Below are 26,343 nucleotides of genomic sequence, written 5' to 3'. Positions count from 1 at the left end.
GAGACTGACATTCATGTCGTGACATGAAATAGTGCAACTATGAATTCTTCGAATGAACGCGAAAGCTTTAGCCAGCGACTCCAGCAGGCTTTAAAAAATGCCCACTATTCTCCAGACAGCCCAACGCGGCTGGCGCGGGAATTCAACATCCGGTTCGAGGGGCGTCCGATCACGGTGCACGCGGCACGCAAATGGCTGGTCGGCGAGGCCATCCCCACGCAAGAGAAGCTGCGGATGATCGCCCAGTGGCTGGGCGTGCCGGCGGAGTGGTTGCGCTTTGGCGGCCCGGAAGCGGCGGCACCGTCCGGCGAAGGGGCGAATGGCCTGTCGCGGTTCGAGTCGGCGGACGTCAAACTGATCGCCGACCTGCAGCGCCTGGACGAGCATCACCGCCAGATCGCGCGCGAATTCATCCGCATGCTGGTACGGGTGAATTACCAAAAATAATCGTCGATGTGACGATTCGGGGAAACTGGTGGGCTTGAGGCAAGCTCATCTTAGCTGACACTGCATGGCCACGAGCCGCTCGGTGCTCAGCCGGTCTGCCGCTCAGGGGCGCCTAGCCGCGCCGTTGCTCGTTCTCAGCTGCGCGTTCAGCCGCAGGGCTTAGCCGTTCAGACCATTCCAGCGCGGGATCTCCGCCCCATTCCATTCCACATTCAGCAGATCGAGGACACGGGCCACCGTGTGATCCACGAGGTCGGCGATCGTCTGTGGCTTGTGATAGAACGCGGGCAGCGGCGGGAAGACGATGCCGCCCATCTCAGTCACGGCCGTCATATTGCGCAGGTGGGCAAGATTGAAGGGGGTTTCGCGCACCATCAGCACGAGGCGCCGGCGTTCCTTCAAGGTGACGTCGGCGGCTCGCGCGATCAGGTTGTCCGACAGGCCGTGCGCAACGGCGGCCAGCGTTTTCATCGAACAGGGGGCGATCACCATGGCGTCCGCCTGGAACGAGCCGCTGGCGATGGAGGCGCCCACGTTGTGGGCCTTGTGCACGACGTGCGCGAGTGCTTCCACTTCGCGCCGGGCCAGGCCCGTTTCCTCGTGCAGCGTGAGTACCGCGGCGTCCGAAATCACCAGGTGGGTTTCGACGCCGGGTATTTGTTGCAGGACTTGCAGCAGGCGCACGCCATAGATGGCGCCGGTGGCGCCCGTGATGGCGATGACGATCCGCCGCCGCACGCCCTGCCTCATGCGTCAGCCGTTGTTTTGTTGCAGCAACGCTTTCAGTTCGCCCGACTCATACATCTCGCTCATGATGTCCGAACCGCCGATGAACTCGCCGCGCACGTAGAGCTGCGGAATGGTCGGCCAGTTCGAGTACTCCTTGATGCCCTGGCGCACTTCCGCATCTTCCAGCACGTTGACGGTGGCGATGTTTTCCACGCCGCACGCTTTCAGGATCTGGATCGCCCGACCCGAGAAACCGCATTGCGGGAATTGCGCGGTGCCTTTCATGAACAGCACTACGGGAGTGCTGGTCACGGTTTCCTTGATCCACTGTTGTACGTCGCTCATAGCTGCCTCGAAAAAGAAAAATGCGAATGGGGGCATTTTACAGGGATTCTCGACGCGGCTGCTGCAAGCCGTTGACAGGCGCCATCGCCTGTATGCTAGTATGGCTACCGATATATCGACTTCCGATATAGAGGAGAACATGGATATCGAGAAGTTGCTGCCGCTGTCCGAGGCAAGTTACTACCTGCTGCTGGCGCTGGACGAGCCGGCCCATGGCTACGCCGTGATGCAGCAGGTCGAGCAGGCCAGCGGCGGGCGCGTACGAATCGGGCCCGGCACGCTGTATGGCGCCTTTGCCACGCTGGAAAAGCAGGGCCTGATCGAGAAGGCCGGCGAAGAGGAACGGCGCAAGTATTTCCGCACGACGCCACTGGGCCGCGCCGTGGCGGCGGCCCAGCTGGACCGGCTCGAGGCGATGGTGCAGCATGGCCGCGCCGTGTTGAACGTAGATGGGAAAGGAAACGGAGCGTGAACGACAAACTGGTGCGCAAGTGGAATTTCACGGGCCCATGGAACGACGAGCGGATCGAGCGCTGGCTCGAACGCCTGGCGGCGGAAGGATTGCACCTGGAATCGGTCGGTGCGCTGGGCCAGTACCGCTTCCGGCGCGGCGCGCCCGGGCGCGTCATGTATCGAATCGACGTGGCGATGAACCGCAAGAAGCCGGACGCCGACTACGTGCAACTGATGACCGACGCGGGCTGGCGCATGGCTGCCGAGCAAGGCAATCTGTATTACTGGCGCACCAGCGATCCGCACGCCCCCGAGATTTTCACTGATGCGGCGTCGAGGGCGGCGAAGTATGAGCGGCTGGCCAGGAACTATGGACTAATGCTCGCGCTGTCCCTGCTCTTTTTCGTGAAGTCGGCCGTGGTCCTGTACATCGACGGCACGCTGTCGAAAACCGAAACCTTCCTGGCGCCCCTGTGGACAGTGTTGCTGGCGCAGACGCTGTACGCATACCGGCGCCTGCGCGCGCGCATCGAGGCCGTGCGGCTGGCTGCCGCACCATAGCGCTCGAGGCAATCGTGGCCGATTGCTGCCGTGCTACCATCTCCGGCTGATAGCGCTCGCTCGGGAAAGGAGGTCGGATGGACGGCAAACGGGTCAGGAAGCTGAAACTGGGGTCGGCCTGGCACCCGGAACGGATCGAGCGCTGGCTGGAGGAACAGTCGGCGCGGGGCTTGCACCTTGAATCGGTCGGTCCGTTCGGCGTGTACACCTTCCGCGCCGACCTGCCCGAACCCTTCGACTACCGGATCGATTTCGCATCCACCCGCGAGATCGAGGACCCGAACTACCACCAGGAGCCCACCGCGGCGGGCTGGACACTGGCGGGCAATTCGATGAGCTGGATGCTGTGGCGCGCGCCGAAGGGTGAGGCGCGCGACATCTTCACGCACGGCCCGGCACGGGCCGCCACCTACCGCCGCCAGGCGCTGACGATGCTGCTGATTTCCGTTGCCCAGGTGCCGCCGCTGGCGTCCGGCATCATGGCGCTGCGCCGGCATGACGAGCTGGCCTGGGCATCGATCCTCATGCTGTCGTCGGCCGTGATGTCGCTGTCGCTGTACGCCCTCACCCGCGCCGCGGGCCGCCTGCGCGAGGTGAAGGCCCGCTCGCCGAACTGATCAGCCCCGCAGCTTGGCGAACGCGGCCGCCATGCTGCCCGCCGGTGCCGGCTCGCGCGACTGGTTTTTCTGCTGCTGGCCCATGGCGCGGCGGTCGTTGCGGTCGCCCCGTTGCTCCGGGCGGGAGCCGGCGGCCGGCGCGCTGTCGGACAGGCGCATCGTCAGCGCAATGCGCTTGCGTTTGACGTCCACCTCCAGCACCTTCACCTTGACGACCTGGCCGGCCTTGACGACCGTGTGCGGGTCCTTCACAAAGCTCGTCGACAGGGCCGAGATGTGCACCAGGCCGTCCTGGTGCACGCCGATGTCGACAAATGCGCCGAACGCGGCCACGTTGGTGACGACCCCTTCCAGGATCATGTCCGGGCGCAGGTCGCCGATGTCCTCGACGCCTTCCTTGAACGTGGCCGTCGTGAATTCCGGACGGGGATCGCGGCCCGGCTTTTCCAGTTCCTTCAGGATGTCGGTGACGGTCGGCACGCCGAATTTCTCGTCCGCGTACTTGGCCGGCGACAATTGCTTGATCAGCGGCGTCGCGCCGATCACGGACTTGATGTCCTTCTTGATGTCGGCAAGGATTTTCTCGACGACCGGGTACGATTCCGGGTGCACCGCCGACGCGTCGAGCGGGTTTTCGCCATTCATCACGCGCAGGAAGCCGGCGGCTTGCTCGAACGTCTTGTCGCCCAGGCGCGGCACGGCTTTCAGCGCCGCGCGCGAAGTGAACGCTCCCTTCATGTCGCGGTAGCTGACGATGCTTTGCGCCACGCTGGCGGACAGGCCGGACACGCGCGCGAGCAGCGCGCTGGACGCCGTGTTGACGTCGACGCCGACGGCGTTCACGCAATCCTCGACGACGGCGTCCAAGGTGCGCGCCAGTTGCGTCTGGCTGACGTCGTGCTGGTACTGGCCCACGCCGATCGATTTCGGATCGATTTTCACCAGTTCGGCCAGCGGGTCCTGCAGCCTGCGCGCAATCGAGACGGCGCCGCGCAGCGACACATCCAGTTCCGGCAGCTCGCGCGATGCGAACTCGGAAGCCGAGTACACCGATGCACCCGCTTCGGACACGACGATCTTCGTCAGCTTCAGCTCCGGGTGACGTTTGATCAGGTCGCCGGCCAGCTTGTCCGTTTCACGCGATGCGGTGCCGTTGCCGATCGAGATCAGCTGCACGCCATGCTTCGCGGCCAGCTTGCCCAGCGTGTGCAGCGTGCCATCCCAGTCGTTGCGGGGCTGATGTGGATAAACCGTGGCGGTATCCACAACCTTGCCGGTCGCGTCGACGACCGCCACCTTGACGCCGGTGCGCAGGCCCGGATCCAGGCCCATCGTCGCGCGCGGGCCGGCCGGGGCCGCCAGCAGCAGCGCCTTCAGGTTGGTGGCGAAGACGTTGATCGCGTCCAACTCCGCCTTGTCGCGCAGCGCGCCCATCAGCTCCGTTTCCAGGTGCATGAAGCTCTTCACGCGCCACGTCCAGCGCACGGTGTCCGTCAGCCATTTGTCGGCCGGACGGCCGGCGGCCTTGATGCCGAAATGCGCGGCGATGCGGCTTTCGCACGGATTGTGCGGCGCGTCCCACTTCGGCTTTTCCGCTTCCGAGTCGAGGCGCAACGTCACGTCCAGCACGCCATCGCGGCGGCCGCGCATCAGCGCCAGCGCGCGGTGCGACGGCACGGTGGCCAGCGGCTCCGAATAGTCGAAGTAATCGGCGAACTTCTCGCCCTCTTCCTGTTTTCCTTCGACAACCTTCGATTCCACCACGCCATGCTCCTGCACGTACTCGCGCAGCGACTGCAGCAGGTTGGCATCTTCGGCGAAGCGCTCCATCAGGACCTGGCGGGCGCCGTCCAGCGCCGCCTTCGTGTCAGGCACGCCGGGGTTGTTGCCGTCGCTGGTCGTGAACGCCTCACGCAGGAATTTCGCCGCTTCCGTTTCGGGATTCAGCGAAGGATCGGCCAGCAGGCTGTCCGCCAGCGGCGCCAGCCCAGCCTCGATCGCGATCTGTGCCTTGGTGCGGCGCTTCTGCTTGTAGGGCAGGTACAGGTCTTCCAGCCGGGTCTTGTCCTCGGCATGCAGGATGGCGTCCAGCAGTTCCGGCGTCATCTTGTTCTGCTCGGTGATCGAGGCAACGATCGCCGCGCGGCGGTCTTCCAGCTCGCGCAGGTAGCGCAGGCGCTCTTCGAGCAGGCGCAGCTGCGTGTCGTCCAGCCCGCCGGTGGCTTCCTTGCGGTAACGGGCAATGAAGGGAACGGTCGCGCCCTCGTCCAGCAGGGCGATCGCGGCGGCCACCTGGGCCGGCTTGGCCACGAGTTCGACGGCCAGGCGTTGTTCGATGGAAGGCAGCATGTGATTCACTTTTCAACAGACAAGCCTTCAATGATACCGGATACGTCCGCTACGCGGTCGGTCGAAACGGGTCGTCCCGCTAAGTTAGAACTTTCACAAACACAGATTGGCTGTTGGCGGATAATATTGCATGTTGCCGTTTTTGAACCGTCTAAAATACGACATGCGCCCAATGGATTTGACCCGCGACGAAGCCCCTGCCACTCCCGCCGCCCCCACCCCCGCCAGCCCGCCGGCTCAGTTGCCGTATGCGGTGGCGATCTGGTTGCAGCGGGTCGACGCCGCGGCCCACCCGAAGGCCAAGCTGGCACCCGTCGACCCGGATCCGAAGCAAACGAGTTACAAGCTGATCTATGTGCTGGCGCCGACCTCCGGCGGCCGGCACGTCGCGCTGGCGCTGTACAAGGCCAGGCTGCGGCCGAACGGCGACGTGGCCGCCGCCGCCCCCGTCAACGAAGTGTTCTCGCTGCTGTCCGCGCCGCCGCCATTCCTGGAGCCGGGCGACGAGGACCTGGTACGCTTCTTCGTGGCGATGCGCACGGGCCCGAATTCCCCGACCGGCAGCGCAACGGAACCGCGCGGCAAGATCGGCGCGGCACTGCTGCAGATGCTGTCCGACCAGGAAAAACTGCTGTGGGCGAACTCGTGGGCGGACGTCGGCAACGGCCTCGTCTACCCGATGAAGGCGGGCCCGCAGCGCACGGCGAACCTGGCATGGCGCGAGGAAGGCAAGGGCTTGCGGCTGGGCTGGAAGGTCGAGGCGCCGGAAGGCTCCCGCAATGCGGGCGCGGACCAGATCGACTACATGCTTCCGACGGAACCGCCATGGTACATCGACAACCTGTCGTGCGGCGTGCTGCACCTGAACCAGGGCGGCGCGGACATCCCGCTGGCAGACCTGCAGGCGCTCGTCGCCCAGGCGCCGCTGTTGATGCCGAACGATAAGATGCGCGTGTCGCAGTTGCTGTTGGCGCACGGCCTGCAACAGCTGATGCCGCTGCCGCAACCGCTGCCGCAGCGCCTGCGCGACGACGTCAAGCCGCGCCCGATCCTCGTGCTGGATTCGGCCCAGCTGTCCGAAGGCTCGGCGCAGAAATGGCACGACTACGCGGTGCTGTCGTACGACTACGATGGCGAGCGCGTGTCGTTCGACCCATCGCAGCGCGTGGTGCGCCAGCGCGGCGAGGTCACCGAGATCATCCAGCGCAACGACGCGCAGGAAGCGGCCGCGCTGGAAACGCTGACGGAACTGGGGTTCCGCAAGCCGACGGCCCTGCCGCTGTCCTCCGTGCGTGGCGGCTTGCTGCTGGCCAGCCAGGCCGACTGGATCCGCTTTGCCGAGTCCGGCATCGAGCAGTTGCGGGCGGACGGCTGGCAAGTCGAAAAGACGCCGAAATACCGCTACGACACGGCCCCGGTCGACGAGTGGTATGCGGAAATCGAGGAAGAAGGTCCCGAAACGGGCAATGCCTGGTTCGAACTGGAGCTGGGCATTACCGTGAACGGCGAACGCGTGCCGCTGCTGCCGGTGCTCGTGCAAATGATCCGCAACATGCCGAACGACTTCGGCCCGAAGGCGCTGGCCGTACATGGCGAGACGGACCAGATGCTGGCCACGCTGCCGGGCGGCACCCGCGTGGCGCTGCCGTGGGCCCGCGTGAAGCCGATCCTGGGCACCTTGGGCGAACTGTACTTCAACGACAAGATCCGTCACAGCGTACGGATGAGCACGCTCGACGCGGCCCGGCTGGATGAGCTGGCACGCACCGGCGAATTCGTCTGGCAGGGCGGCGAGGAAGTGCGCGAGATGGGCCGCCGCCTGAACCAGTTCTCGTCCGTCAAGCGGGTGCCGACCCCGGCGGGCTTGCAGGCAACGCTGCGCGATTACCAGACGGAAGGCTTGTCGTGGATGCAGTTCCTGCGCGAATATGGCCTGGCCGGCATCCTGGCCGACGACATGGGCCTGGGCAAGACGGTGCAGACGCTGGCCCACATCCTGGTGGAAAAGGAATCGGGCCGGATGACGCACCCGACCCTCGTCATCGCGCCCACTTCGCTGATGGGCAACTGGCAGGACGAGGCGGCCCGATTTGCACCGAGCCTGAAGGTGCTGCTGCTGCAGGGTAAGGATCGGGCTGAGCTGTTCGACAAGATTCCCGAGGCCGACCTGGTGCTGACCACGTATGCGCTGCTGCCGCGCGACGAGGAAAAGCTGCGCGAGCACGACTTCCACATGGTGATCCTGGACGAGTCGCACTACATCAAGAACACCCGCTCGAAGGCCGCGCAGAGCGCCAGCCTGCTGCGCACGAAACACCGGCTGTGCCTGTCCGGCACGCCGCTGGAAAACCACCTGGGCGAGCTGTGGTCGCAATTCCACTTCCTGCTGCCGGGCCTGCTCGGCGACGAGAAATCGTTCAATTCTCAGTTCCGCCACCCGATCGAGCGGCAGGACGACCCGCAGCGCCGCACCTTGCTGAACCGCCGGATCAAGCCGTTCCTGCTGCGCCGTACGAAGGACAGCGTCGCGAAGGAACTGCCGCCGAAGACGGAGATGGTGCGCCGCGTCGAGCTGACGGGCGCGCAGCGTGACCTGTACGAGACGGTGCGCCTGGCGATGGACCAGAAGGTGCGCGAGGAGATCGACCGCAAGGGCGTCGCGCGCAGCCAGATCGTGATCCTCGAAGCGCTGCTCAAGCTGCGCCAGGTGTGCTGCGACCCGCGCCTCGTGAAGACGCTGTCCACCCGCAAGCAGCAGGCGGCAGGATCGGCCAAGCTGGCCGACCTGATGCAGATGCTGGAAGACTTGCTCGAGGAAAAACGCAAGATCCTCGTGTTCTCGCAGTTCACGTCGATGCTGGAGCTGATCCAGGAGGAACTCGACTCGCGCGACATTCCGTACGCGCTGCTGACGGGTGAAACGCGCGACCGCGGCGCCCAGGTGGCCGCGTTCCAGCAGGGCGCCGTGCCGATCTTCCTGATCAGTCTGAAGGCGGGCGGCGTCGGCCTGAACCTGACAGCTGCCGACACCGTCATCCACTATGACCCATGGTGGAACCCGGCCGCCGAACAGCAGGCCACCGACCGCGCATGGCGCATCGGCCAGGACAAGCCTGTCTTCGTCTACAAGCTGATCGCCAAGGGCACCCTGGAAGAAAAGATCCAGGAATTGCAGCAGAAGAAGGCGGACCTGGCGCAATCCGTGCTGGCCGAAGGCGAGTCGCAGAAGATGACGCTGACGCAGGAAGACCTGCAGCAGATCTTCGCGCCGCTGCTCGACTGATGGAAGCGGCCGACTTCCGCCTGCTGCTCGAGCACAGCGGCGACGTGCACTGGATGGCCGATGCCACCGGTCGGTTGCTCTACGTGAGCCCGGCTGCCGCACGGCGACTCGGTTGCACGGAGCAGGAAGCGCTGGCCAGGGCCCAGGCGCTGGCTGCGCCGCTGCTGGCCGACCTGCCGGCCCGGCTGGAGCGATTCCGCCAGGGCGACGACAGCCGCCGCACGGCGCGGCGCGAGGCCGAACTGGATGCAATTCCCGTCGAGATCGAATCCACGCTCGTCGAGCGTGGCGGCGCCCTGCATCTGGTCGGCGTCGTGCGCGACATCTCCGCGCGGCGCGAATTTGAACTGCAGCAAAAGAAATTCGCGTCGATGCTGTCGCACGAATTCCGCACGCCGCTGTCGACGATCGATGGCGCGATCCAGCGCCTGGAAATGACGGCGCACGATGCCGACGAGGCCACGCGCAAGCGTTACCGCAAAATACAAACCTCGGTTGACCGGTTGTTGGCCATGCTGGACGAATACCTGTCGCCGGACCGGCTTGCCGCGATCGGCCGCCAGCGGAGCGAGGATGGCATCGCGCCGCTGCAGATGCTGGAAGCGGCCGCTACGCAGGCTCGCGCACGCCGGCCGCAGGTCACCGTGCGCGATGCAGGCTTGCCCGCGTGGCTGCGCGCCGACCCGCACGGCATGCGCATGTGCATCGACCTGCTGCTGGACAATGCGATCAAGTACAGCCCCGCCGACTCGCCTGTCGAGCTGCTCGGCGGCAAGGCAGCCGAGGGCGGCGTAGAATTCGCCGTCGTCGACCATGGCCCCGCGATTCCGGAAGCGGAGTTGGGCCACGTGTTCGACAAGGGCTTTCGCGGGTCCGCCGCGGTGGGCATTCCAGGGTCCGGACTCGGTCTGTACATGACAAAAGCGGTGGTGGACGTGCACGGCGGGACCGTGACGGTCGAAAACTTGCCTGAAAGCGGCAAGAAATTCCGGATTTGGCTACCGCGCGGCGTTTAAGCCTTGCACCGATTGGTTACTCCCGTGATAATTGTTTGAGTAGCGTAACAACAGCAAGAAAAACAGTAGGAAACGGCGCATCGATGACGCAAATTTTGATCGTGGAAGATAACCTGGAGTACGCCGAAGAGATGGCGGACTATCTGGGGGAATTGGGGCACGGGGTCAGCATTACCAACAATGCCGGTGAGATGTGGTCGGCGCTGTCCCAGGGTAATGTCGGCGTTGTCGTGCTCGATCTCGGTCTTCCCGACGAAGATGGTATCAATGTGATACCGAGAATGCGGCAGCTGTATCCGCAGATCGGCCTGCTTGTGCTGACGGGCCGCGTCAATTTCGACAGCCGCATCCTCGGCCTGCGCCTGGGCGCCGACCACTACCTGACGAAGCCGATCAAGTTCCCGGAACTGGCCGCCCACATCGAGGCGCTGGACCGCCGCGTGGGCCCGCAGGAGCCCGCCCCGACGCCTTCCAAATGGACGCTGCGGCTCGCTGCCCGCCAACTGGAGCTCGCAGGCCAGGCGATCACGCTGACGGAAAAAGAGTGCAACTTCCTGCACCTGTTGACGATCAACACCCGCCCGGTACCGCGGCAGGTGATCGTCGCGGGCATCGGCGGCGACGATCCGGATGCCGGCCGCCGCGTCGACATGCTCGTGTACCGCCTGCGCAAGAAGGCACGCACCGGCCTCGGCCAGGACCTGCCGCTGCGCAGCGCCTATGGCGAGGGATACAGCCTGTCCGCCAGCTTCAATCTGTCGTAAATAGGGACAGAGTCGGCGCGAAAATCGAGCGCCGAAAAATAATCGGGGACAGAGTCGGCGCCGTCGCGGTATCATCGGTTTTTTTTAACCGTCACCGCGCTCTCATCATGGCCCGCCTGCCCCGTCTGATCGTCCCCTCCCAGCCCCATTACGTGATCCAGCGCGGCCTGAACGGCCAGAGCGTGTTCCAGGATGCGGACGACCACACGACCTTCCTCGGCTTCCTGAAAACCGCCGCGCGCACCTACAAGGTGGCGGTGCACGCGTACGTACTGCTGCCGGACCAGTTGCACCTGCTCGTGACGCCGTCCGATGAAGACGGGCTTGGCCAGATGATGCAGTGGCTGGGGCGCTGCTACGTGCCCTACTACAACCAGAAATACGGCCGCGCCGGCACGCTGTGGCACGGGCGCTACAAGACGTCTGTCGTGGACGCCGACAACTTCCTGCTGATCTGCTGCCGCTACGCCGAGTTCGCGCCGGTCCGCACCGGCCAGGCCGGCTTGCCCGAGCAATTCCCGTGGTCCAGCTACGGCCATCATGCGGGGCTGCGCAGCGATCCTGTGGTGACAGACCACCCGGCCTACTGGTCTCTCGGCAATACGCCATTCCAGCGCGAGGCCGCATACATCGAGCTGGCAAACCAGCCGTTGAGCGCCGCCCAGATCGCCACGGTGGAGGCGGCCGTGCTGAAAGGCTGGCCGCTCGGCACCGACAAATACAAGAAAGACCTGGAACAGAAGGCCAAGCGCCAGGTCCTCCCCGCCAAACGCGGCCGGCCATTCAAGAAGCTGCCGGAAGCCGCCTGAGTCCCCTCCACTATTGCTGAGCTGGTCGTAAAACAACACCGGGGACAGTCCCCAGGCCGTTGAAACAACACTTGGCTTCACTCTGTCCCTATTTAAAATTTTGCGCGACAACGGCGAAATTAATGTGACTCCGACCCTAATTATTTCTGTTGAGTTTTCTTGTGCGATGCACTAATCTCGTTTTTCAATTTGCATAACCGGAGCCATGACGCCCCTGCCACGGTAGCGACCGATGCGTAGATTCACGGCTCCCCCGCACGGAGAGATGCCATGAACGCGCAAGGTTTGTACGACCCGGCCAACGAACACGATGCCTGTGGTGTCGGTTTCGTTGCCCACATCAAAGGCCAGAAAAGCCATTCCATCGTCGAACAGGGTCTGCTGATCCTGAAGAACCTCGATCACCGGGGCGCGGTGGGCGCGGACAAGCTGATGGGCGACGGCGCCGGCATCCTGATCCAGATTCCGGACCAGTTCTACCGCGACGAGATGGCCAAGCAGGGCGTCGAGCTGCCGCCGCCGGGCGAATATGGCGTGGGCATGGTGTTCCTGCCGAAGGAAAACGCGTCGCGCATCGCCTGCGAGCAGGAGATCGAACGCGCCGTGCGCATCGAAGGCCAGGTCGTGCTGGGCTGGCGTAACGTGCCGGTAGATACGGAGATGCCGATGTCGCCGCTGGTGCGGGCGAAAGAGCCGGTGATCCGCCAGATCTTCATCGGCCGCGGCCCGGACATCATGGTCACCGATGCGCTCGAGCGCAAACTGTATGTGATCCGCAAGTCTTCCGGCCACGCGATCCAGGCGCTGAAGCTGCAGCACGGCCACGAGTTCTTCGTGCCGTCGATGTCGGCCCGTACCGTCGTCTACAAGGGCCTGCTGCTGGCCGACCAGGTCGGCGTGTACTACCGCGACCTGCAGGACGTGCGCTGCGTCTCCGCGCTGGCGCTGGTGCACCAGCGCTTCTCGACGAACACGTTCCCGGAATGGCCGCTGGCCCACCCGTACCGCCTGATCGCGCACAACGGCGAGATCAACACCGTCAAGGGCAACTTCAACTGGATGCGCGCCCGTGAAGGCGTGATGAAGTCCGCCGTGCTGGGCGACGACTTGCAAAAGCTCTTCCCGCTGATCTATGAAGGCCAGTCCGACACTGCCTGCTTCGACAACGCGCTGGAACTGCTGCTGATGGCGGGCTATCCGCTGGCCCAGGCGATGATGATGATGATTCCGGAAGCGTGGGAAAACCACACGTCGATGGACGACAACCGCAAGGCGTTCTACGAATACCATGCCGCGATGATGGAGCCGTGGGACGGCCCCGCCGCGATGGCATTCACGGACGGCCGCTACATCGGCGGCACGCTGGACCGCAATGGCCTGCGCCCGGCCCGCTACATCGTCACCGACGACGACCTGGTCGTGATGGCATCCGAATCGGGCGTCCTGCCGATTCCCGAATCGAAGATCATCCAGAAGTGGCGCCTCCAGCCGGGCAAGATGTTCCTGATCGACCTGGAAGCGGGCCGCATCATCGACGACAAGGAACTGAAGGACACGTACGCCAACGCCAAGCCGTACAAGGCGTGGATCAACGCCGTGCGCATCAAGTTGAACAGCCTGAAACTGGCCGAGAGCCAGCTGTCGCACAACATCGCCAAGTACGGCGCGAGCAAGACGGGCGCCACCGGCGAGAAGCTGCCGGCCGCGCTGCTGGACCGCCAGCAGGCCTTCGGCTACACGCAGGAAGACCTGCGCTTCGTGCTGGCGCCGATGGCGTCCAACGGCGAGGAAGCCATCGGCTCGATGGGCAACGACTCGCCGCTGGCCGTCATGTCCAACAAGCTCAAGCCGCTCTATAACTACTTCAAGCAGCTGTTCGCCCAGGTGACGAACCCGCCGATCGACCCGATCCGCGAAGCGATGGTGATGTCGCTGGTGTCGTTCATCGGCCCGAAGCCGAACCTGCTGGACACGAACAACGTCAACCCGCCGATGCGCCTCGAGGTGTCGCAGCCGATCCTGTCGTTCGAGGACATGGAGCGCCTGCGTCACATCAGCGGCCACACCGGCGGCAAGTTCAAGTCGTATGAGCTGTCGATCTGCTATCCGCTGGCATGGGGCAAGGAAGGCGTCGAGGCGTCATTGGCATCGCTGTGCGCCGAGGCCGTCGATGCGATCAAGTCCGGTCACAACATCCTGATCGTGTCGGACCGCGCGATCTGCGCCGACCGCGTCGCGATTCCGGCCCTGCTGGCGACGTCCGCGATCCACCAGCACCTCGTCAGCAAGGGCCTGCGCGCCTCGACGGGCCTGGTCGTGGAAACCGGCTCGGCACGCGAGACGCACCACTTCGCGCTGCTGGCGGGCTATGGCGCGGAAGCCGTCCACCCGTACCTGGCGATGGAAACGCTGGCCGACCTGGCGCACGCGCTGCCGGGCGAGCTGACGCCGGAGCAGGCGCTGTACAACTACACGAAGGCCATCGGCAAGGGCCTCCTGAAGGTGATGTCGAAGATGGGCATCTCCACCTACATGTCGTACTGCGGCGCGCAGATCTTCGAAGCGGTGGGCCTGAACAAGGCCGTCGTGCAGAAGTACTTCAAGGGCACCGCGTCGAACATCGAAGGCATCGGCCTGTTCGAGATCGCCGAGGAAGGCCTGCGCCTGCATAACCTCGCGTTCGGCAACGACCCGGTGCTGGCCGAGAGCCTGGATGCCGGCGGCGAATACGCCTACCGCGTGCGCGGCGAAGACCACCTGTGGACGCCGGATGCGATCGCGAAGCTGCAGCACTCGACCCGTGCCAACAACTTCAACACGTACAAGGAATACGCGCAGATCATCAACGACCAGAGCCGCCGTCACCTGACCCTGCGCGGCCTGTTCGAATTCAAGATCGATCCGAGCAAGGCGATCCCGCTGGACGAAGTGGAGCCGGCCAAGGAAATCGTGAAGCGCTTCGCGACGGGCGCCATGTCGATGGGCTCCATCTCGACGGAAGCGCACGCCACGCTGGCGATCGCGATGAACCGCATCGGCGGCAAGTCGAACACCGGTGAAGGCGGCGAAGATCCGAACCGCTTCAAGGCCGAACTGAAAGGCATTCCGATCAAGGTCGGCGCCACGATGGCCGACGTGATCGGCAAGGACCAGGTCGTCGTCGACATCCCGCTGCAGGAAGGCGATTCGCTGCGTTCGAAGATCAAGCAAGTGGCATCGGGCCGCTTCGGCGTGACGGCGGAATACCTCAATTCCGCGGACCAGATCCAGATCAAGATGGCGCAGGGCGCGAAGCCGGGCGAAGGCGGCCAGCTGCCGGGCCACAAGGTGTCCGGCTACATCGCAACGCTGCGTTTCGCCGTGCCGGGCGTCGGCCTGATCTCGCCGCCGCCGCACCACGACATCTACTCGATCGAAGACTTGGCGCAGCTGATCCACGACCTGAAGAACGTCAACCCGCGCGCATCGATCTCCGTGAAGCTCGTGTCGGAAGTGGGTATCGGTACCGTCGCGGCGGGTGTGTCGAAAGCGAAGGCGGACCACGTGGTCGTCGCCGGCCATGACGGCGGCACGGGCGCTTCGCCGCTGTCTTCGATCAAGCATGCCGGCACGCCATGGGAACTGGGTCTCGCCGAGACGCAGCAGACCCTGGTGCTGAACGGCCTGCGCAACCGCATCCGCGTGCAGGCCGACGGCCAGATGCGCACGGGCCGCGACGTCGTCATCGCCGCGATGCTGGGCGCCGACGAAATCGGCTTCGCCACCGCGCCGCTGGTGGTCGAGGGCTGCATCATGATGCGCAAGTGCCACCTGAACACGTGCCCGGTGGGCGTGGCGACGCAGGACCCGGTGCTGCGCGCGAAGTTCCAGGGCAAGCCGGAACACGTGGTCAATTACTTCTTCTTCGTCGCGGAAGAAGCGCGCCAGATCATGGCGCAGCTGGGCATCCGCACGTACGACGAACTGATTGGCCGTGCCGACCTGCTCGACAAGTCGAAGGCGATCTCGCACTGGAAGGCGCAGGGCCTGGACTTCTCCGCGATCTTCTACCAGCCGCGCGTCAACGAAGGCCTGTGCATGTACCACAACGAGGAACAGGAACACGGCCTCGAAAAAGCACTGGACCTGAAGCTGATCGCGCAGGCCAAGGCCGCGCTGGAAAAGGGCGAACGCGTGTCGTTCATCTCGCCGGTGAAGAACGTCAACCGCACCGTCGGCACGATGCTGTCCGGTGAAGTGGCCAAGCGCTACGGCCATGCCGGCCTGCCGGACGACACGATCCACATCCAGCTGCAGGGCACCGCGGGCCAGTCGGCCTGCGCGTTCCTGGCACACGGCATCACGATCGACCTGGTCGGCGAAGGCAACGACTACGTGGGCAAAGGGCTGTCGGGCGGCCGCATCATCGTGCGACCGAACACGGAGTTCCGCGGCTGGGCCGTCAACAACATCATCGTCGGTAACACGGTGCTGTATGGCGCGATCTCCGGCGAGGCGTTCTTCAACGGCGTGGCGGGCGAACGCTTCGCGGTGCGTAACTCGGGTGCGACGGCGGTGGTTGAAGGCACCGGGGATCACGGTTGCGAATACATGACGGGCGGTACGGTCGTCGTGCTGGGCGCCACGGGCCGCAACTTCGCGGCGGGCATGTCGGGCGGTATCGCCTATGTGTACGACCCGGATGGCGACTTCGAGAAGAAGTGCAACCTGTCGATGGTGAGCCTGGAGGAAGTGCTGCCGGCCGCCGAGCATGACGACAAGGCGACGTGGCACGCGCAGCATCGCAACGGCACGCCGGAGTCGGACGAGGCGATCCTGAAGCGCCTGATCGAACGCCACTTCAAGCACACGGGTAGTACGCGTGCACGCCTGTTGCTGGATAACTGGGCGGAAAGCCGCGGCAAGTTCGTCAAGGTCTTCCCGAACGAGTACAAGCGCGCTCTGATCGAGCTGGCCGACAACGCCGCGATCGAAGCGGAAACCCAGGCGATCGCCGCGTAAAGAAGGATTAGAACATCATGGGAAAAATCACCGGTTTCATGGAATTCCAGCGCCAGGACGAAAGCTACCTGCCGCCCGAGTCCCGTCTGAAGAACTACAAGGAGTTCGTCCTGAAGCTGACGGACGAGCAGGCCAAGGTGCAGGGCGCGCGCTGCATGGATTGCGGCATCCCGTTCTGTAACTCGGGCTGCCCGGTCAACAACATCATCCCGGACTGGAACGACCTGGTGTACCGCCAGCACTACCGCCAGGCGCTGGACGTGCTGCACTCGACGAATAACTTCCCCGAGTTCACGGGCCGCATCTGCCCCGCGCCGTGCGAAAGCGCGTGCACCTTGGGTATCAACAACGATCCGGTGGGCATCAAGTCGATCGAGCACAAGATCATCGATGAAGGCTGGGAACATGGCTGGGTCAAGCCGCAGCCGGCCGACCACAAGACGGGCAAGAAAGTGGCGATCGTCGGTTCCGGGCCTGCCGGCCTGGCCGCTGCGCAGCAGCTGGCCCGCGCCGGTCACGACGTGACGGTGTTCGACAAGTCCGACCGTGCCGGCGGCCTGCTGCGCTATGGCATCCCCGACTTCAAGCTGGAGAAGTCGCACATCGACCGCCGCATCGCGCAGATGGAAGCGGAAGGCGTGAAGTTCCGTATGTCGACCCTGGTGGGCAAGGACTTCCCGGCCACCGTCAACAACTGGGCGAAAGAGACGATCTTCCCGGAAGACCTGGAGAAGGAATTCGATGCGGTGATCATCGCCGGCGGCGCCGAGCAGCCGCGCGACCTGCCGGTGCCGGGCCGCGAGCTGAAGGGCGTCCACTTCGCGATGGACTTCTTGCCGCAGCAGAACAAGGTCAATGCCGGCGACAAGGTGAAGGACCAGATCAAGGCCACGGGCAAGCACGTCGTCGTGATCGGCGGCGGCGACACGGGTTCGGACTGCGTGGGCACGTCGAATCGCCACGGTGCCGCCTCCGTCACGCAGTTCGAACTGATGCCGATGCCGCCGGAGCAGGAAAACAAGCCGCTGGTGTGGCCGTACTGGCCGACGAAGCTGCGCACGTCGTCGTCGCACGAGGAAGGTTGCGAGCGCGACTGGGCGGTCGCGACGAAGCGCCTGGAAGGCAAGAACGGCAAAGTTGAAAAGCTGATTGCCTGCCGCGTCGAGTGGAAAGACGGCAAGATGACGGAAGTGCCGAACTCGGAATTCGAGATGAAGGCCGACCTGGTGTTGCTGGCGATGGGCTTCGTCTCGCCGGTGGTGCAGGTGCTGGACGCGTTCGGCATCGAGAAAGACGGCCGCGGCAACGCGCGCGCCGCCACGGAAGGCTCGACTGCCTATTACACGAGCAAGCCCGGCGTGTTCGCCGCCGGCGACGTGCGCCGCGGCCAGTCGCTGGTCGTGTGGGCAATCCGCGAAGGCCGCCAGTGCGCCCGTGCGGTCGACGAGTACCTGATGGGCCACTCCGTCCTGCCACGCTGATCGCACACCCGGCAAAAGCCCGCCCGGCCCCGGCCGCGGCGGGCATTTTTATTGCCAAAATTCGGGGACTGTCCCTCGATTTTGGAAACAGATTTCGTGGCTTTTTCGCTGCATTTCGTTGAGGCGGCTGCAACTATTGTCGCGGCAGCGCCACACATCGCCGCCACTGCTGACTGGCTTTCCCTCTGAAAAGGCAGATGTTTCCAAAAAACGGGGACAGTCCCCGAATTTTGGCAACATTTAGCGGTGGAATGGTCATGTTGCAGTGCGACAAATTAACATCATTTGCCAAATGTAAATTGCTGACTGGCGGGTTAGTAGTGTTGTATGATTCCCCTCTTCACTAGCGCCATATGAGCCGCTCTGAAGGGGGCGCCAGCAGACTATGAGGTTTCTGCATTACAATATGGCATTAAAAATAAAGAGCGTCATCCGTGCCAAATCTCGTTGAAATCCGCGACCTGCACTTCTCCTACGGGAAGCGCCCCATCCTGACGGGGCTCCAGATGGACTTCCCCAAAGGGAAGGTCGTCGCGGTCATGGGCGGTTCCGGTAGTGGCAAGACCACCGTGCTGCGCCTGATCGGCGGGCAGTTGCGTCCGAACAAGGGCCACGTTAGCGTGGACGGGCAGGTGGTGCACAAGTTGAAGACGAAAGACTTGTACGTGTTGCGCCGCAAAATGGGCATGCTGTTCCAGCACGGCGCCCTGTTCACGGACCTCACCGTGTTCGAGAACGTGGCCTTCCCGCTGCGCGAGCATACCGATTTGCCGGAAGAGCTGATCCGCGACCTGGTGCTGATGAAGCTGCACGCAGTCGGCCTGCGCAATGCCGCGCGGCTGAAGCCGGCCGAGATTTCCGGCGGCATGGCGCGCCGCGTCGCACTGGCCCGTTCGATCGCGCTCGACCCCCAGCTGATCATGTACGACGAGCCGTTCGCCGGCCTCGACCCGATCTCGATGGGCGTCACCGCCAATCTGATCCGCAACCTGAACGATGCGCTCGGCTCGACGAGCATCCTCGTGTCGCACGACGTCAAGGAATCGTTCCAGATTGCGGACCATGTGTACTTCCTGTCGCAGGGCAAGATCGTTGCCCACGGCACCCCGGCAGAAATGATGGTATCGACCGATCCTTACGTAAAACAGTTCGTCCATGCGGAGGCGGACGGCCCCGTGCCGTTCCACTACCCGGGCAAGTCGCTGGCCGAGGACCTCGGCCTGGGATGCCGCGCATGATCGGCCGCCGCTTCCTCGCCGACATCGGCAACACTGTCCGCGATTACGTCGAGAGCCTCGGCTACGCGACGCGCACATTCTTCTCGATGCTGGGCCTGTCGCCGGGCATGCTGCGCCGTCCGCACCTGGTCGTCGAGCAGCTGCACTTCATCGGCAACTATTCGCTGCTGATCATCACGCTGTCCGGCCTGTTCGTCGGCATGGTGCTCGGCCTGCAGGGCTATTACACGCTGAACAAGTACGGCGCGTCCGAATCGCTCGGCCTCCTCGTCGCGCTGGGCCTGACGCGCGAGCTGGGCCCCGTCATCACGGGCCTGCTGTTCGCCGGCCGTGCCGGCACGTCGCTGACCGCCGAGATCGGCCTGATGAAGGCGGGCGAGCAGCTGTCGGCGATGGAAATGATGGCCGTGAACCCGATCCAGCGCGTGCTGGCGCCCCGTTTCTGGGCCGGTGTCATCGCCGTGCCCCTGCTGGCGTCGATCTTCTCGGCGGTCGGCATCTTCGGTGGCTACCTGGTCGGCGTGAAGCTGATCGGCGTGGATGCCGGCGCGTTCTGGTCGCAGATGCAGGCCGGTGTCGACCTGTGGAAAGACGTCTTCAACGGCTTCGTCAAGAGCGTCGTGTTCGGCGTCGCCATCACGTTCATCTCGCTGTACCAGGGCTATGAGGCGCAGCCCACGCCGGAAGACGTCGCCGGCGCCACTACGCGCTCGGTCGTCGTCTCGTCGCTGATGATCTGGTGGCTCGACTTCATGCTGACGGCGCTGATGTTCAGCAAATAAAAAAGTTACTCGAAAGAAGCGCTCTGCGCAGTTCGACAAAAACCTATAGGATTAGTTTTATGCAACGCAAATCTCTGGATGTGTGGGTTGGTCTGTTCGTCGTCATCGGCGTCGCGGCGCTGATGTTCCTGGCCCTGAAAGCCGGCAACAACAGCTCGTTCTCGCTCGCGAAGACGTATGAGATCACCGCCAAGTTCGACAATGTCGGCAGCCTGCGTCCGCAGGCGGCGGTGAAAGCGTCCGGCGTGGTCGTTGGCCGCGTGGCGCAGATCGCGTTCGACGACAAGTCGTACAAGGCCGCCGTGACGCTGGAGATGGATTCGACGTACAAGTTCCCGAAAGACAGCTCGGCCAAGATCCTGACGTCCGGCCTGCTGGGCGAGCAATACATCGGCATCGAAGCCGGCGGCGACGAGAAGAACCTGGCGCAAGGCGACAAGATCGCCCGCACGCAGTCCGCCGCGGTGCTGGAAGACCTGATCAACCAATTCATTTACAGCAAGGCCGCTGAAGGAAAGGACTCCAACTGATGCGCCGTACTACTTCTGTTTTGCCGACGCTGGCGGCACTGGCCGCCGCCGTTACGCTGTCCGGCTGCGCCGTCGGTCCCGACAAGCGCGACCCGATGGAAAACTGGAACCGTGCCGTGTTCCAGTTCAACGACACCGTCGACACGTATGCGCTGAAACCCGTCGCCACCGGCTACAAGAACGTTACGCCGACGATCGTGCAGACGGGCGTCAGCAACTTCTTCGGCAACCTGCAGGACCTGTGGACCGGTGCCAACAACTTCTTGCAAGGCAAGGGCCGCGAAGGCGCGTCCGACCTGGGCCGTGTGGCACTGAACACCACGTTCGGCGTGCTGGGCCTGTTCGACATCGCCTCCGAGGCGGGCCTGCCGAAGCACAAGGAAGATTTCGGCCAGACGCTGGGCCGCTGGGGCGTCCAGTCGGGCCCGTACATGATGCTGCCGCTCCTGGGCCCGTCGACGCTGCGTGACACCGTCGGCCTGCCGCTGGACATCGCCGCCGACCCGTGGGGTTACAAGGACCCGGTCAATGTGCGCAACATCGGCGCCGGCGTGCGCGTGATCGACCAGCGCGCCGCATTGCTCGACGCGTCAACGCTGCTGGAGGATGCCGCGTTGGATCGGTACGAGTTCATCCGCGACGGTTTCCTGCAGCGCCGCCAGAGCCAGGTGTACGACGGCGAGGTGCCGCAGACGAAGAGCGAGGAAAACGTGCCTGAGCAGCCGGCCGTCAAGCCGACCGGAGAAGGCGCCACGCAGTGACGTGCGTCCTGCCGGGCTGCCGGCCGTTATAATGGCCGGCCCCTATCGTATAACTTGAATAGGTACAACCTCATGAAATTGATGAAACAACTGCTCGCCGCCGCCACGCTGGCCTTTGCCGCCACCGGTTTCGCCGCGGCGCAAAGCGCCAACGAGGCACCGGACCAGCTGGTCAAGCGCATCAGCTCCGAAGTGCTGAACACGGCGAAGGCCGACAAGGATATCCAGGCAGGCAACACCAAGAAGGTGATGGACCTGGTGGAAACCAAGATCCTGCCGTACGTGGACTTCGAGCGCATGACGGCGCTGGCCGCTGGCCGCTACTGGCGCGAAGCGACGCCGGAGCAGAAGCGCGCGCTGTCGACGGAATTCCGCACGCTGCTGATCTACACGTACTCCGGCGCGCTGTCGCAGGTGCGTAACGAAACGATCGAATTCAAGCCGCTGCGAGCCGATCCGAGCGATACGGAAGTGGAAGTGCGCTCGCAGGTGAACACGGCACGCGAGCCGATCCTGCTGAACTACCGCGTGGCGAAAACGCCGGCCGGCTGGAAGATCTATGACATCAACGTGCTGGGCGCCTGGCTGGTGGAAACCTACAAGGGTACGTTCAACACCGAGATCAGCAAGGGCGGTATCGATGGCCTGATCAAGACGCTGGCCGCGAAGAACAAGCAGCTGGCAAGCCGTCCGCTGCAGACCACCGCGAAGAAGTAATCACCCTGGGCCGGCCCAAAGCCGGCCCGTAACCTCACCTCACATGGCCCGAAACGATATGAACGACAGCGCCAACAGCATGCTGTCCCTGACCGCCCTGACCGTCGACAACGCCACGGCGGCGCTGGAGCACGGCCTCGCTGCGATCCGTGCCGGGCAGAGTGTCTTCGACCTCTCGAACGTGGCTGCCGTCGATTCCGCGGCCGTCTCCGTGATGCTGGCGTGGCAACGCGCCGCCCACACGGCGGGTATCACGCTGCGCCTCGTGAACCTGCCGCCGATGCTGAAGAGCCTCACCAAGCTGTATGGCGTCTGTTCCCTCGTGTCGCCCGACCAGTGCGACCAGCCGGCCCGCGACGTGTCCACGTCCGCCGAACTGCATCACCATTGACCCCCGCCTTCCTCCCCTCGCCGTAATCCGGCGTCGCCAGGCCCCGCCCGGCGTGGCCGGACCGAAATTCCAATATAATTGACCGCTGCTCTTGCCAGGAGTGCCAGAGCGTCCGCTTCACCGGCCCCGCGTGGGCCGCCAGGGCAACGGTCAGCGTTGCACACAACACGAACAAGCCAAGCATGACAGCAATCCAAATCAGCAATGTCGAGAAGCGCTACAAGTCGCTGCAGGCGCTGGGCGGGGTATCGCTCTCGATCGAGGAAGGGGAATTTTTCGGCCTGCTCGGGCCGAACGGCGCGGGCAAGACGACGCTGATCTCCATTATCGCGGGCCTGATCCGCCCAGACGCCGGCAGCGTGTCCATCCACGGCCACGACGTGGTGACCGATTTCCGGGCGGCGCGCAAAAAGCTCGGCGTGGTGCCGCAGGAACTGGTGTTCGACCCGTTCTTCACGGTGCGCGAAACGCTGCGCCTGCAATCCGGGTACTTCGGGCTGCCGAACAACGACAAGTGGATCGACGAGGTGATGGAAAACCTCGACCTGACGACCAAGGCGGACACCAATATGCGCGCGCTGTCCGGCGGCATGAAGCGCCGCGTGCTCGTCGCCCAGGCGCTGGTGCACAAGCCGCCCGTCATCGTGCTGGACGAGCCGACGGCCGGCGTGGACGTCGAGCTGCGCCAGACGCTGTGGAAATTCATCTCGCGCCTGAACCGCGAAGGCCACACGATCGTGCTGACCACCCACTACCTGGAAGAAGCGCAGGCGATGTGCAAGCGCGTCGCGATGCTCAAGACGGGCAAGGTGGTGGCGCTGGACTCGATGTCGTCGCTGATCCGCCGCATCGCCGGCTCGCAGCTGATCCTGCACCTGAAGGCGGGCGACATTCCGGCCGACCTGCGCCCGCTGGTGCTGCACAACGAGCCGGTGGAGACGGGCAAGAAGTACAGCCTGAAGATCAACGAATACACGGAAGTGGAGCCTATCCTGGCCCGCCTGCGCGAGAACGGCGCCGTCATCGACGAGCTGCAGTTGCAGCAGGCCGACCTGGAAGACATCTTCATCCAGATCATGGAAGGGCGTGGCGTATGATGTCCACCGGTTTCCGCACGCTCGTCTACAAGGAGACGCTGCGCTTCTACAAGGTGGCGATGCAGACGATCGCCGCGCCGATCCTGACCGCCATGCTGTACCTGCTGATCTTCGGCCATGTGCTCGAAGGGCGCGTGCAGGTGTACCCGGGCGTGACGTACACGGCGTTCCTGATTCCCGGCCTCGTGATGATGAGCGTGCTGCAGAATTCGTTCGCGAACTCGTCGTCGTCGCTGATCCAGTCGAAGATCACGGGCAACCTCGTGTTCGTGCTGCTGACGCCCCTGTCGCACTGGGAGATCTTCTCGGCCTACACGATCGCCGCGATGGTGCGCGGCATCGCCGTCGGCCTCGGGGTATTCGTCGTCACCGCCTGGTTCGCCCACATGAGCTTTGTGTGGCCGCTGTGGATCGTCGTGTTCGCGCTGCTGGGCGCCGCGATCCTCGGCACGATGGGCCTCATCGCCGGCATCTGGGCCGAGAAATTCGACCAGCTGGCCGCGTTCCAGAACTTCCTGATCATGCCGCTGACGTTCCTGTCCGGCGTGTTCTACTCGATTCACTCGCTGCCGCCGTTCTGGCTGACCGTGTCGCACGCCAACCCGTTCTTCTACATGATCGACGGCTTCCGCTACGGCTTCTTCGGCCAGTCCGACATCAACCCATGGACGAGCCTTGCGATCGTGTCCGCCTTCCTGGTGGCCCTCGCATTGCTGGCCATCCGGTTGCTGCAAAGCGGCTACCGACTCCGACACTAAGCAACATCAAGGACTTCATCATGACCACGACACCCGAAGCCATCCACAGCTACATCGCCGCCGGCCTGCAATGCACCCACCTCGAAGTGGAAGGCGACGGCCAGCATTTCAACGCCGTCATCGTGTCGCCGGCGTTTGCCGGCAAGCGCCCGATCCAGCGCCACCAGCTCGTCTACGCGGCGCTGGGCGACCGCATGCGCGAGGAAATCCACGCGCTGTCGATGAAGACGCTCACCCCTGAAGAATTCTCGGCACAAGGCTAAGCATGGACAAACTGCTCATCACCGGCGGCAAACGCCTGGTCGGCGACATCCCGATCTCCGGCGCCAAGAACGCGGCGCTTCCCATCCTGTGCGCGGGCCTCTTGACGGCCGGCGATCTGAAGCTCGCCAACGTGCCGAACCTGCACGACGTGGCGACGATGTTGAAACTGCTGCGCCAGACCGGCCTGTCGGTCGAGCAGAACGGCGACCAGGTCACGCTGAACGGATCGAAAATCGACAAGCTCGAAGCGCCGTATGAGCTGGTGAAGACGATGCGCGCCTCGATCCTCGTGCTGGGCCCCCTGCTGGCGCGCTTCGGCGAAGCCAAGGTGTCGCTGCCGGGCGGCTGCGCGATCGGTTCGCGCCCCGTCGACCAGCACATCAAGGGCCTGCAGGCGCTGGGCGCCGAGATCTCGATCGACGCCGGCTACATCTACGCGAAGGCGAAGAAGCTGAAGGGCACGCGCGTCGTCACCGACATGATCACGGTGACGGGCACGGAAAACCTGCTGATGGCCGCCACCCTGGCCGAAGGCGAGACGGTGCTGGAAAACGCCGCGCGCGAGCCGGAAGTGACGGACCTGGCCAACCTGCTGGTGGCAATGGGTGCGAAGATCGACGGCATCGGCACCGACCGCCTCGTGATCCAGGGCGTGCCCGCGCTGAACGGCGCCGAGCACGCGGTGATCTCGGACCGCATCGAAGCGGCCACGTTCCTGTGCGCCGTCGCGGCGACCGGTGGCGACATCACGATCCGCAACACGCGCGTGGACATCATGGACGCGGCACTCGACAAGCTGCGTGAGATGGGCGTGCGCTTGACCGTCGGCGACAACTGGATCCGCGCCCAGATGGATGCGCGCCCGAAGCCGGTGACGTTCCGCACCACCGAATACCCGGGCTTCCCGACCGACATGCAGGCGCAGTTCATGGCCGTCGACACCGTCGCCGATGGCCCGAGCCGCGTCACCGAGACGATCTTCGAGAACCGCTTCATGCACGTGCAGGAGATGAACCGCCTGGGCGCGCAGATCGAGATCGACGGCAATACCGCGTACATCAAGGGCGTGCCGCAGCTGATCGGCGCACCGGTGATGGCGACGGACCTGCGCGCTTCCGCGTCGCTCGTCATCGCCGGCCTGGCCGCGAAGGGCGAGACGCTGGTCGACCGCATCTACCACCTGGACCGCGGCTACGACCGCATGGAAGTGAAACTGTCCGCCGTCGGCGCCAACATCACCCGCATCAAATAATATGACCACCATCGCCAGCCAGGCCACCGACAGCTCGCAACTGATCCTCGCGCTGTCCAAGGGCAGGATCTTCGAGGACACGCTGCCGCTGCTGGCCGCCGCGGGCATCACCGTCACGGAAAGCCCGGAGACGTCGCGCAAGCTGATCCTGCCGACCAACGACCCGAACGTGCGGGTGCTGATCGTGCGCGCCACCGACGTGCCGACCTATGTGCAGTACGGCGCCGCCGACTTCGGCGTGGCCGGCAAGGACGTGCTGTTCGAGCACGGCGGCGAGGGCCTGTACCAGCCGATCGACCTGAACATCGCGCGCTGCCGCATGTCCGTCGCCGTGAAGGCGGGCTTCGATTACGAGACGGCCGTGCGCCAGGGCGCGCGCCTGCGCGTCGCGACCAAGTTCACGCAGATGGCGCGCGAGCACTTCGCGAAGAAGGGCGTGCACGTCGACCTGATCAAGCTGTACGGCTCGATGGAACTGGCGCCGCTGGTCGGCCTGTCGGATGCCATCGTCGACCTGGTCAGCACGGGCAGCACGCTGCGCGCGAACAACCTGGTGGAAGTGGAGGAGATCATGGACATCTCGTCCCGCCTCGTCGTCAACCAGGCCGCGCTGAAGTTGAAGCGCGCGCGCCTGCAACCGATCCTCGACGCGTTCGAACGGGCGTCGTCGCAACAAGGTTGAATGAAGAGCTGAACCT

At 64.4% G+C, this 26,343-nt stretch carries 24 protein-coding genes; 21 read left to right on the top strand and 3 right to left on the bottom strand.

Annotated elements, in window-relative coordinates:
• Positions 1-39 precede the first annotated feature (39 nt).
• A complete protein-coding gene (locus IP92_RS25050) occupies positions 40-447 on the top strand; it encodes a hypothetical protein (RefSeq protein ID WP_145880436.1) in 408 nt (135 codons plus the stop codon).
• Positions 448-606: 159 nt separating this feature from the next.
• Here the strand turns inward: IP92_RS25050 and IP92_RS25045 are convergent, their stop codons facing one another.
• Both IP92_RS25045 and grxD read right to left on the bottom strand, forming a co-directional pair.
• Positions 607-1,197 (bottom strand): UbiX family flavin prenyltransferase, encoded by a 591-nt coding sequence (locus IP92_RS25045; protein WP_145880434.1) that lies wholly within the window; start codon positions 1,195-1,197, stop codon positions 607-609.
• Positions 1,198-1,200: 3 nt separating this feature from the next.
• Positions 1,201-1,521, bottom strand: coding sequence for a Grx4 family monothiol glutaredoxin (gene grxD, locus IP92_RS25040; RefSeq protein ID WP_145880432.1), 321 nt, complete (start codon positions 1,519-1,521; stop codon positions 1,201-1,203).
• Positions 1,522-1,660: 139 nt separating this feature from the next.
• Between grxD and IP92_RS25035 the strand changes: the two genes are divergently transcribed.
• The 3 genes from IP92_RS25035 to IP92_RS25025 all read left to right on the top strand — a co-directional run bounded on the left by IP92_RS25035 (position 1,661) and on the right by IP92_RS25025 (position 3,152).
• Positions 1,661-1,993 (top strand): PadR family transcriptional regulator, encoded by a 333-nt coding sequence (locus tag IP92_RS25035; protein ID WP_145880430.1) that lies wholly within the window; start codon positions 1,661-1,663, stop codon positions 1,991-1,993.
• The gene (locus IP92_RS25030; RefSeq protein WP_145880428.1) at positions 1,990-2,535 is read left to right on the top strand and encodes a DUF2812 domain-containing protein; all 546 of its coding nucleotides are present in this window, start codon (positions 1,990-1,992) and stop codon (positions 2,533-2,535) included. Before IP92_RS25035 ends, IP92_RS25030 begins: the two co-directional genes overlap by 4 nt.
• Positions 2,536-2,612: 77 nt before the next feature.
• The gene (locus IP92_RS25025) at positions 2,613-3,152 is read left to right on the top strand and encodes a DUF2812 domain-containing protein (RefSeq protein WP_145880426.1); all 540 of its coding nucleotides are present in this window, start codon (positions 2,613-2,615) and stop codon (positions 3,150-3,152) included.
• On the opposite strand, the gene IP92_RS25020 is transcribed toward IP92_RS25025, so the two are convergent.
• Positions 3,153-5,501 carry a Tex family protein gene (locus IP92_RS25020; RefSeq protein ID WP_145880424.1) on the bottom strand — a complete coding sequence of 783 codons (2,349 nt, stop codon included), beginning with the start codon at positions 5,499-5,501 and terminating at the stop codon, positions 3,153-3,155. It lies immediately after the preceding gene.
• A 172-nt stretch (positions 5,502-5,673) separates the two neighbouring features.
• Between IP92_RS25020 and IP92_RS25015 the strand changes: the two genes are divergently transcribed.
• From IP92_RS25015 to hisG, 17 genes are all read left to right on the top strand, one after another.
• Positions 5,674-8,784 (top strand): DEAD/DEAH box helicase, encoded by a 3,111-nt coding sequence (locus IP92_RS25015; protein WP_145880422.1) that lies wholly within the window; start codon positions 5,674-5,676, stop codon positions 8,782-8,784.
• Complete coding sequence (locus IP92_RS25010; RefSeq protein WP_145880420.1) at positions 8,784-9,800, top strand: PAS domain-containing sensor histidine kinase; 1,017 nt, start codon at positions 8,784-8,786, stop codon at positions 9,798-9,800. Before IP92_RS25015 ends, IP92_RS25010 begins: the two co-directional genes overlap by 1 nt.
• Before the next feature lie 83 nt (positions 9,801-9,883).
• The gene (locus IP92_RS25005) at positions 9,884-10,564 is read left to right on the top strand and encodes a response regulator transcription factor (RefSeq protein WP_145880418.1); all 681 of its coding nucleotides are present in this window, start codon (positions 9,884-9,886) and stop codon (positions 10,562-10,564) included.
• Positions 10,565-10,671: 107 nt separating this feature from the next.
• On the top strand, positions 10,672-11,373 hold the full coding sequence (locus IP92_RS25000; RefSeq protein WP_145880415.1) for a transposase: 702 nt from the start codon (positions 10,672-10,674) through the stop codon (positions 11,371-11,373).
• A 270-nt stretch (positions 11,374-11,643) separates the two neighbouring features.
• Positions 11,644-16,374, top strand: a complete 4,731-nt coding sequence (locus IP92_RS24995) for a glutamate synthase-related protein (RefSeq protein WP_145880413.1) — start codon at positions 11,644-11,646, stop codon at positions 16,372-16,374.
• Between the two features lie 17 nt (positions 16,375-16,391).
• The gene (locus tag IP92_RS24990; RefSeq protein ID WP_145880410.1) at positions 16,392-17,855 is read left to right on the top strand and encodes a glutamate synthase subunit beta; all 1,464 of its coding nucleotides are present in this window, start codon (positions 16,392-16,394) and stop codon (positions 17,853-17,855) included.
• 434 nt (positions 17,856-18,289) lie between these two features.
• Positions 18,290-19,093, top strand: a complete 804-nt coding sequence (locus IP92_RS24985) for an ABC transporter ATP-binding protein (RefSeq protein WP_145880409.1) — start codon at positions 18,290-18,292, stop codon at positions 19,091-19,093.
• Complete coding sequence (gene mlaE, locus IP92_RS24980; protein WP_145880407.1) at positions 19,090-19,875, top strand: lipid asymmetry maintenance ABC transporter permease subunit MlaE; 786 nt, start codon at positions 19,090-19,092, stop codon at positions 19,873-19,875. The genes IP92_RS24985 and mlaE overlap by 4 nt, the downstream gene beginning before the upstream one ends.
• A gap of 59 nt (positions 19,876-19,934) precedes the next feature.
• Positions 19,935-20,405, top strand: coding sequence for an outer membrane lipid asymmetry maintenance protein MlaD (mlaD, locus tag IP92_RS24975; RefSeq protein ID WP_145880405.1), 471 nt, complete (start codon positions 19,935-19,937; stop codon positions 20,403-20,405).
• Positions 20,405-21,166, top strand: a complete 762-nt coding sequence (locus tag IP92_RS24970; RefSeq protein ID WP_145880403.1) for an MlaA family lipoprotein — start codon at positions 20,405-20,407, stop codon at positions 21,164-21,166. The genes mlaD and IP92_RS24970 overlap by 1 nt, the downstream gene beginning before the upstream one ends.
• A gap of 72 nt (positions 21,167-21,238) precedes the next feature.
• Positions 21,239-21,883 (top strand): MlaC/ttg2D family ABC transporter substrate-binding protein, encoded by a 645-nt coding sequence (locus IP92_RS24965; protein WP_145880401.1) that lies wholly within the window; start codon positions 21,239-21,241, stop codon positions 21,881-21,883.
• 58 nt (positions 21,884-21,941) lie between these two features.
• On the top strand, positions 21,942-22,274 hold the full coding sequence (locus IP92_RS24960) for an STAS domain-containing protein (RefSeq protein WP_145880399.1): 333 nt from the start codon (positions 21,942-21,944) through the stop codon (positions 22,272-22,274).
• A 182-nt stretch (positions 22,275-22,456) separates the two neighbouring features.
• Positions 22,457-23,371, top strand: coding sequence for an ABC transporter ATP-binding protein (locus tag IP92_RS24955; protein ID WP_145880397.1), 915 nt, complete (start codon positions 22,457-22,459; stop codon positions 23,369-23,371).
• Positions 23,368-24,129 carry an ABC transporter permease gene (locus IP92_RS24950; RefSeq protein ID WP_145880395.1) on the top strand — a complete coding sequence of 254 codons (762 nt, stop codon included), beginning with the start codon at positions 23,368-23,370 and terminating at the stop codon, positions 24,127-24,129. The genes IP92_RS24955 and IP92_RS24950 overlap by 4 nt, the downstream gene beginning before the upstream one ends.
• Before the next feature lie 20 nt (positions 24,130-24,149).
• On the top strand, positions 24,150-24,392 hold the full coding sequence (locus IP92_RS24945; RefSeq protein ID WP_145880393.1) for a BolA family protein: 243 nt from the start codon (positions 24,150-24,152) through the stop codon (positions 24,390-24,392).
• A 2-nt stretch (positions 24,393-24,394) separates the two neighbouring features.
• On the top strand, positions 24,395-25,645 hold the full coding sequence (gene murA, locus IP92_RS24940; protein ID WP_145880391.1) for a UDP-N-acetylglucosamine 1-carboxyvinyltransferase: 1,251 nt from the start codon (positions 24,395-24,397) through the stop codon (positions 25,643-25,645).
• A gap of 1 nt (position 25,646) precedes the next feature.
• The gene (gene hisG, locus IP92_RS24935; protein WP_145880389.1) at positions 25,647-26,327 is read left to right on the top strand and encodes an ATP phosphoribosyltransferase; all 681 of its coding nucleotides are present in this window, start codon (positions 25,647-25,649) and stop codon (positions 26,325-26,327) included.
• Positions 26,328-26,343 lie beyond the last annotated feature (16 nt).

Origin of the sequence: Pseudoduganella flava (assembly GCF_007830495.1) — a bacterium.
GTDB lineage: Bacteria > Pseudomonadota > Gammaproteobacteria > Burkholderiales > Burkholderiaceae_D > Rugamonas > Rugamonas flava.
Note: the sequence above shows the minus strand (reverse complement) of the source record. Positions and strands in the feature narration are given on the sequence as shown.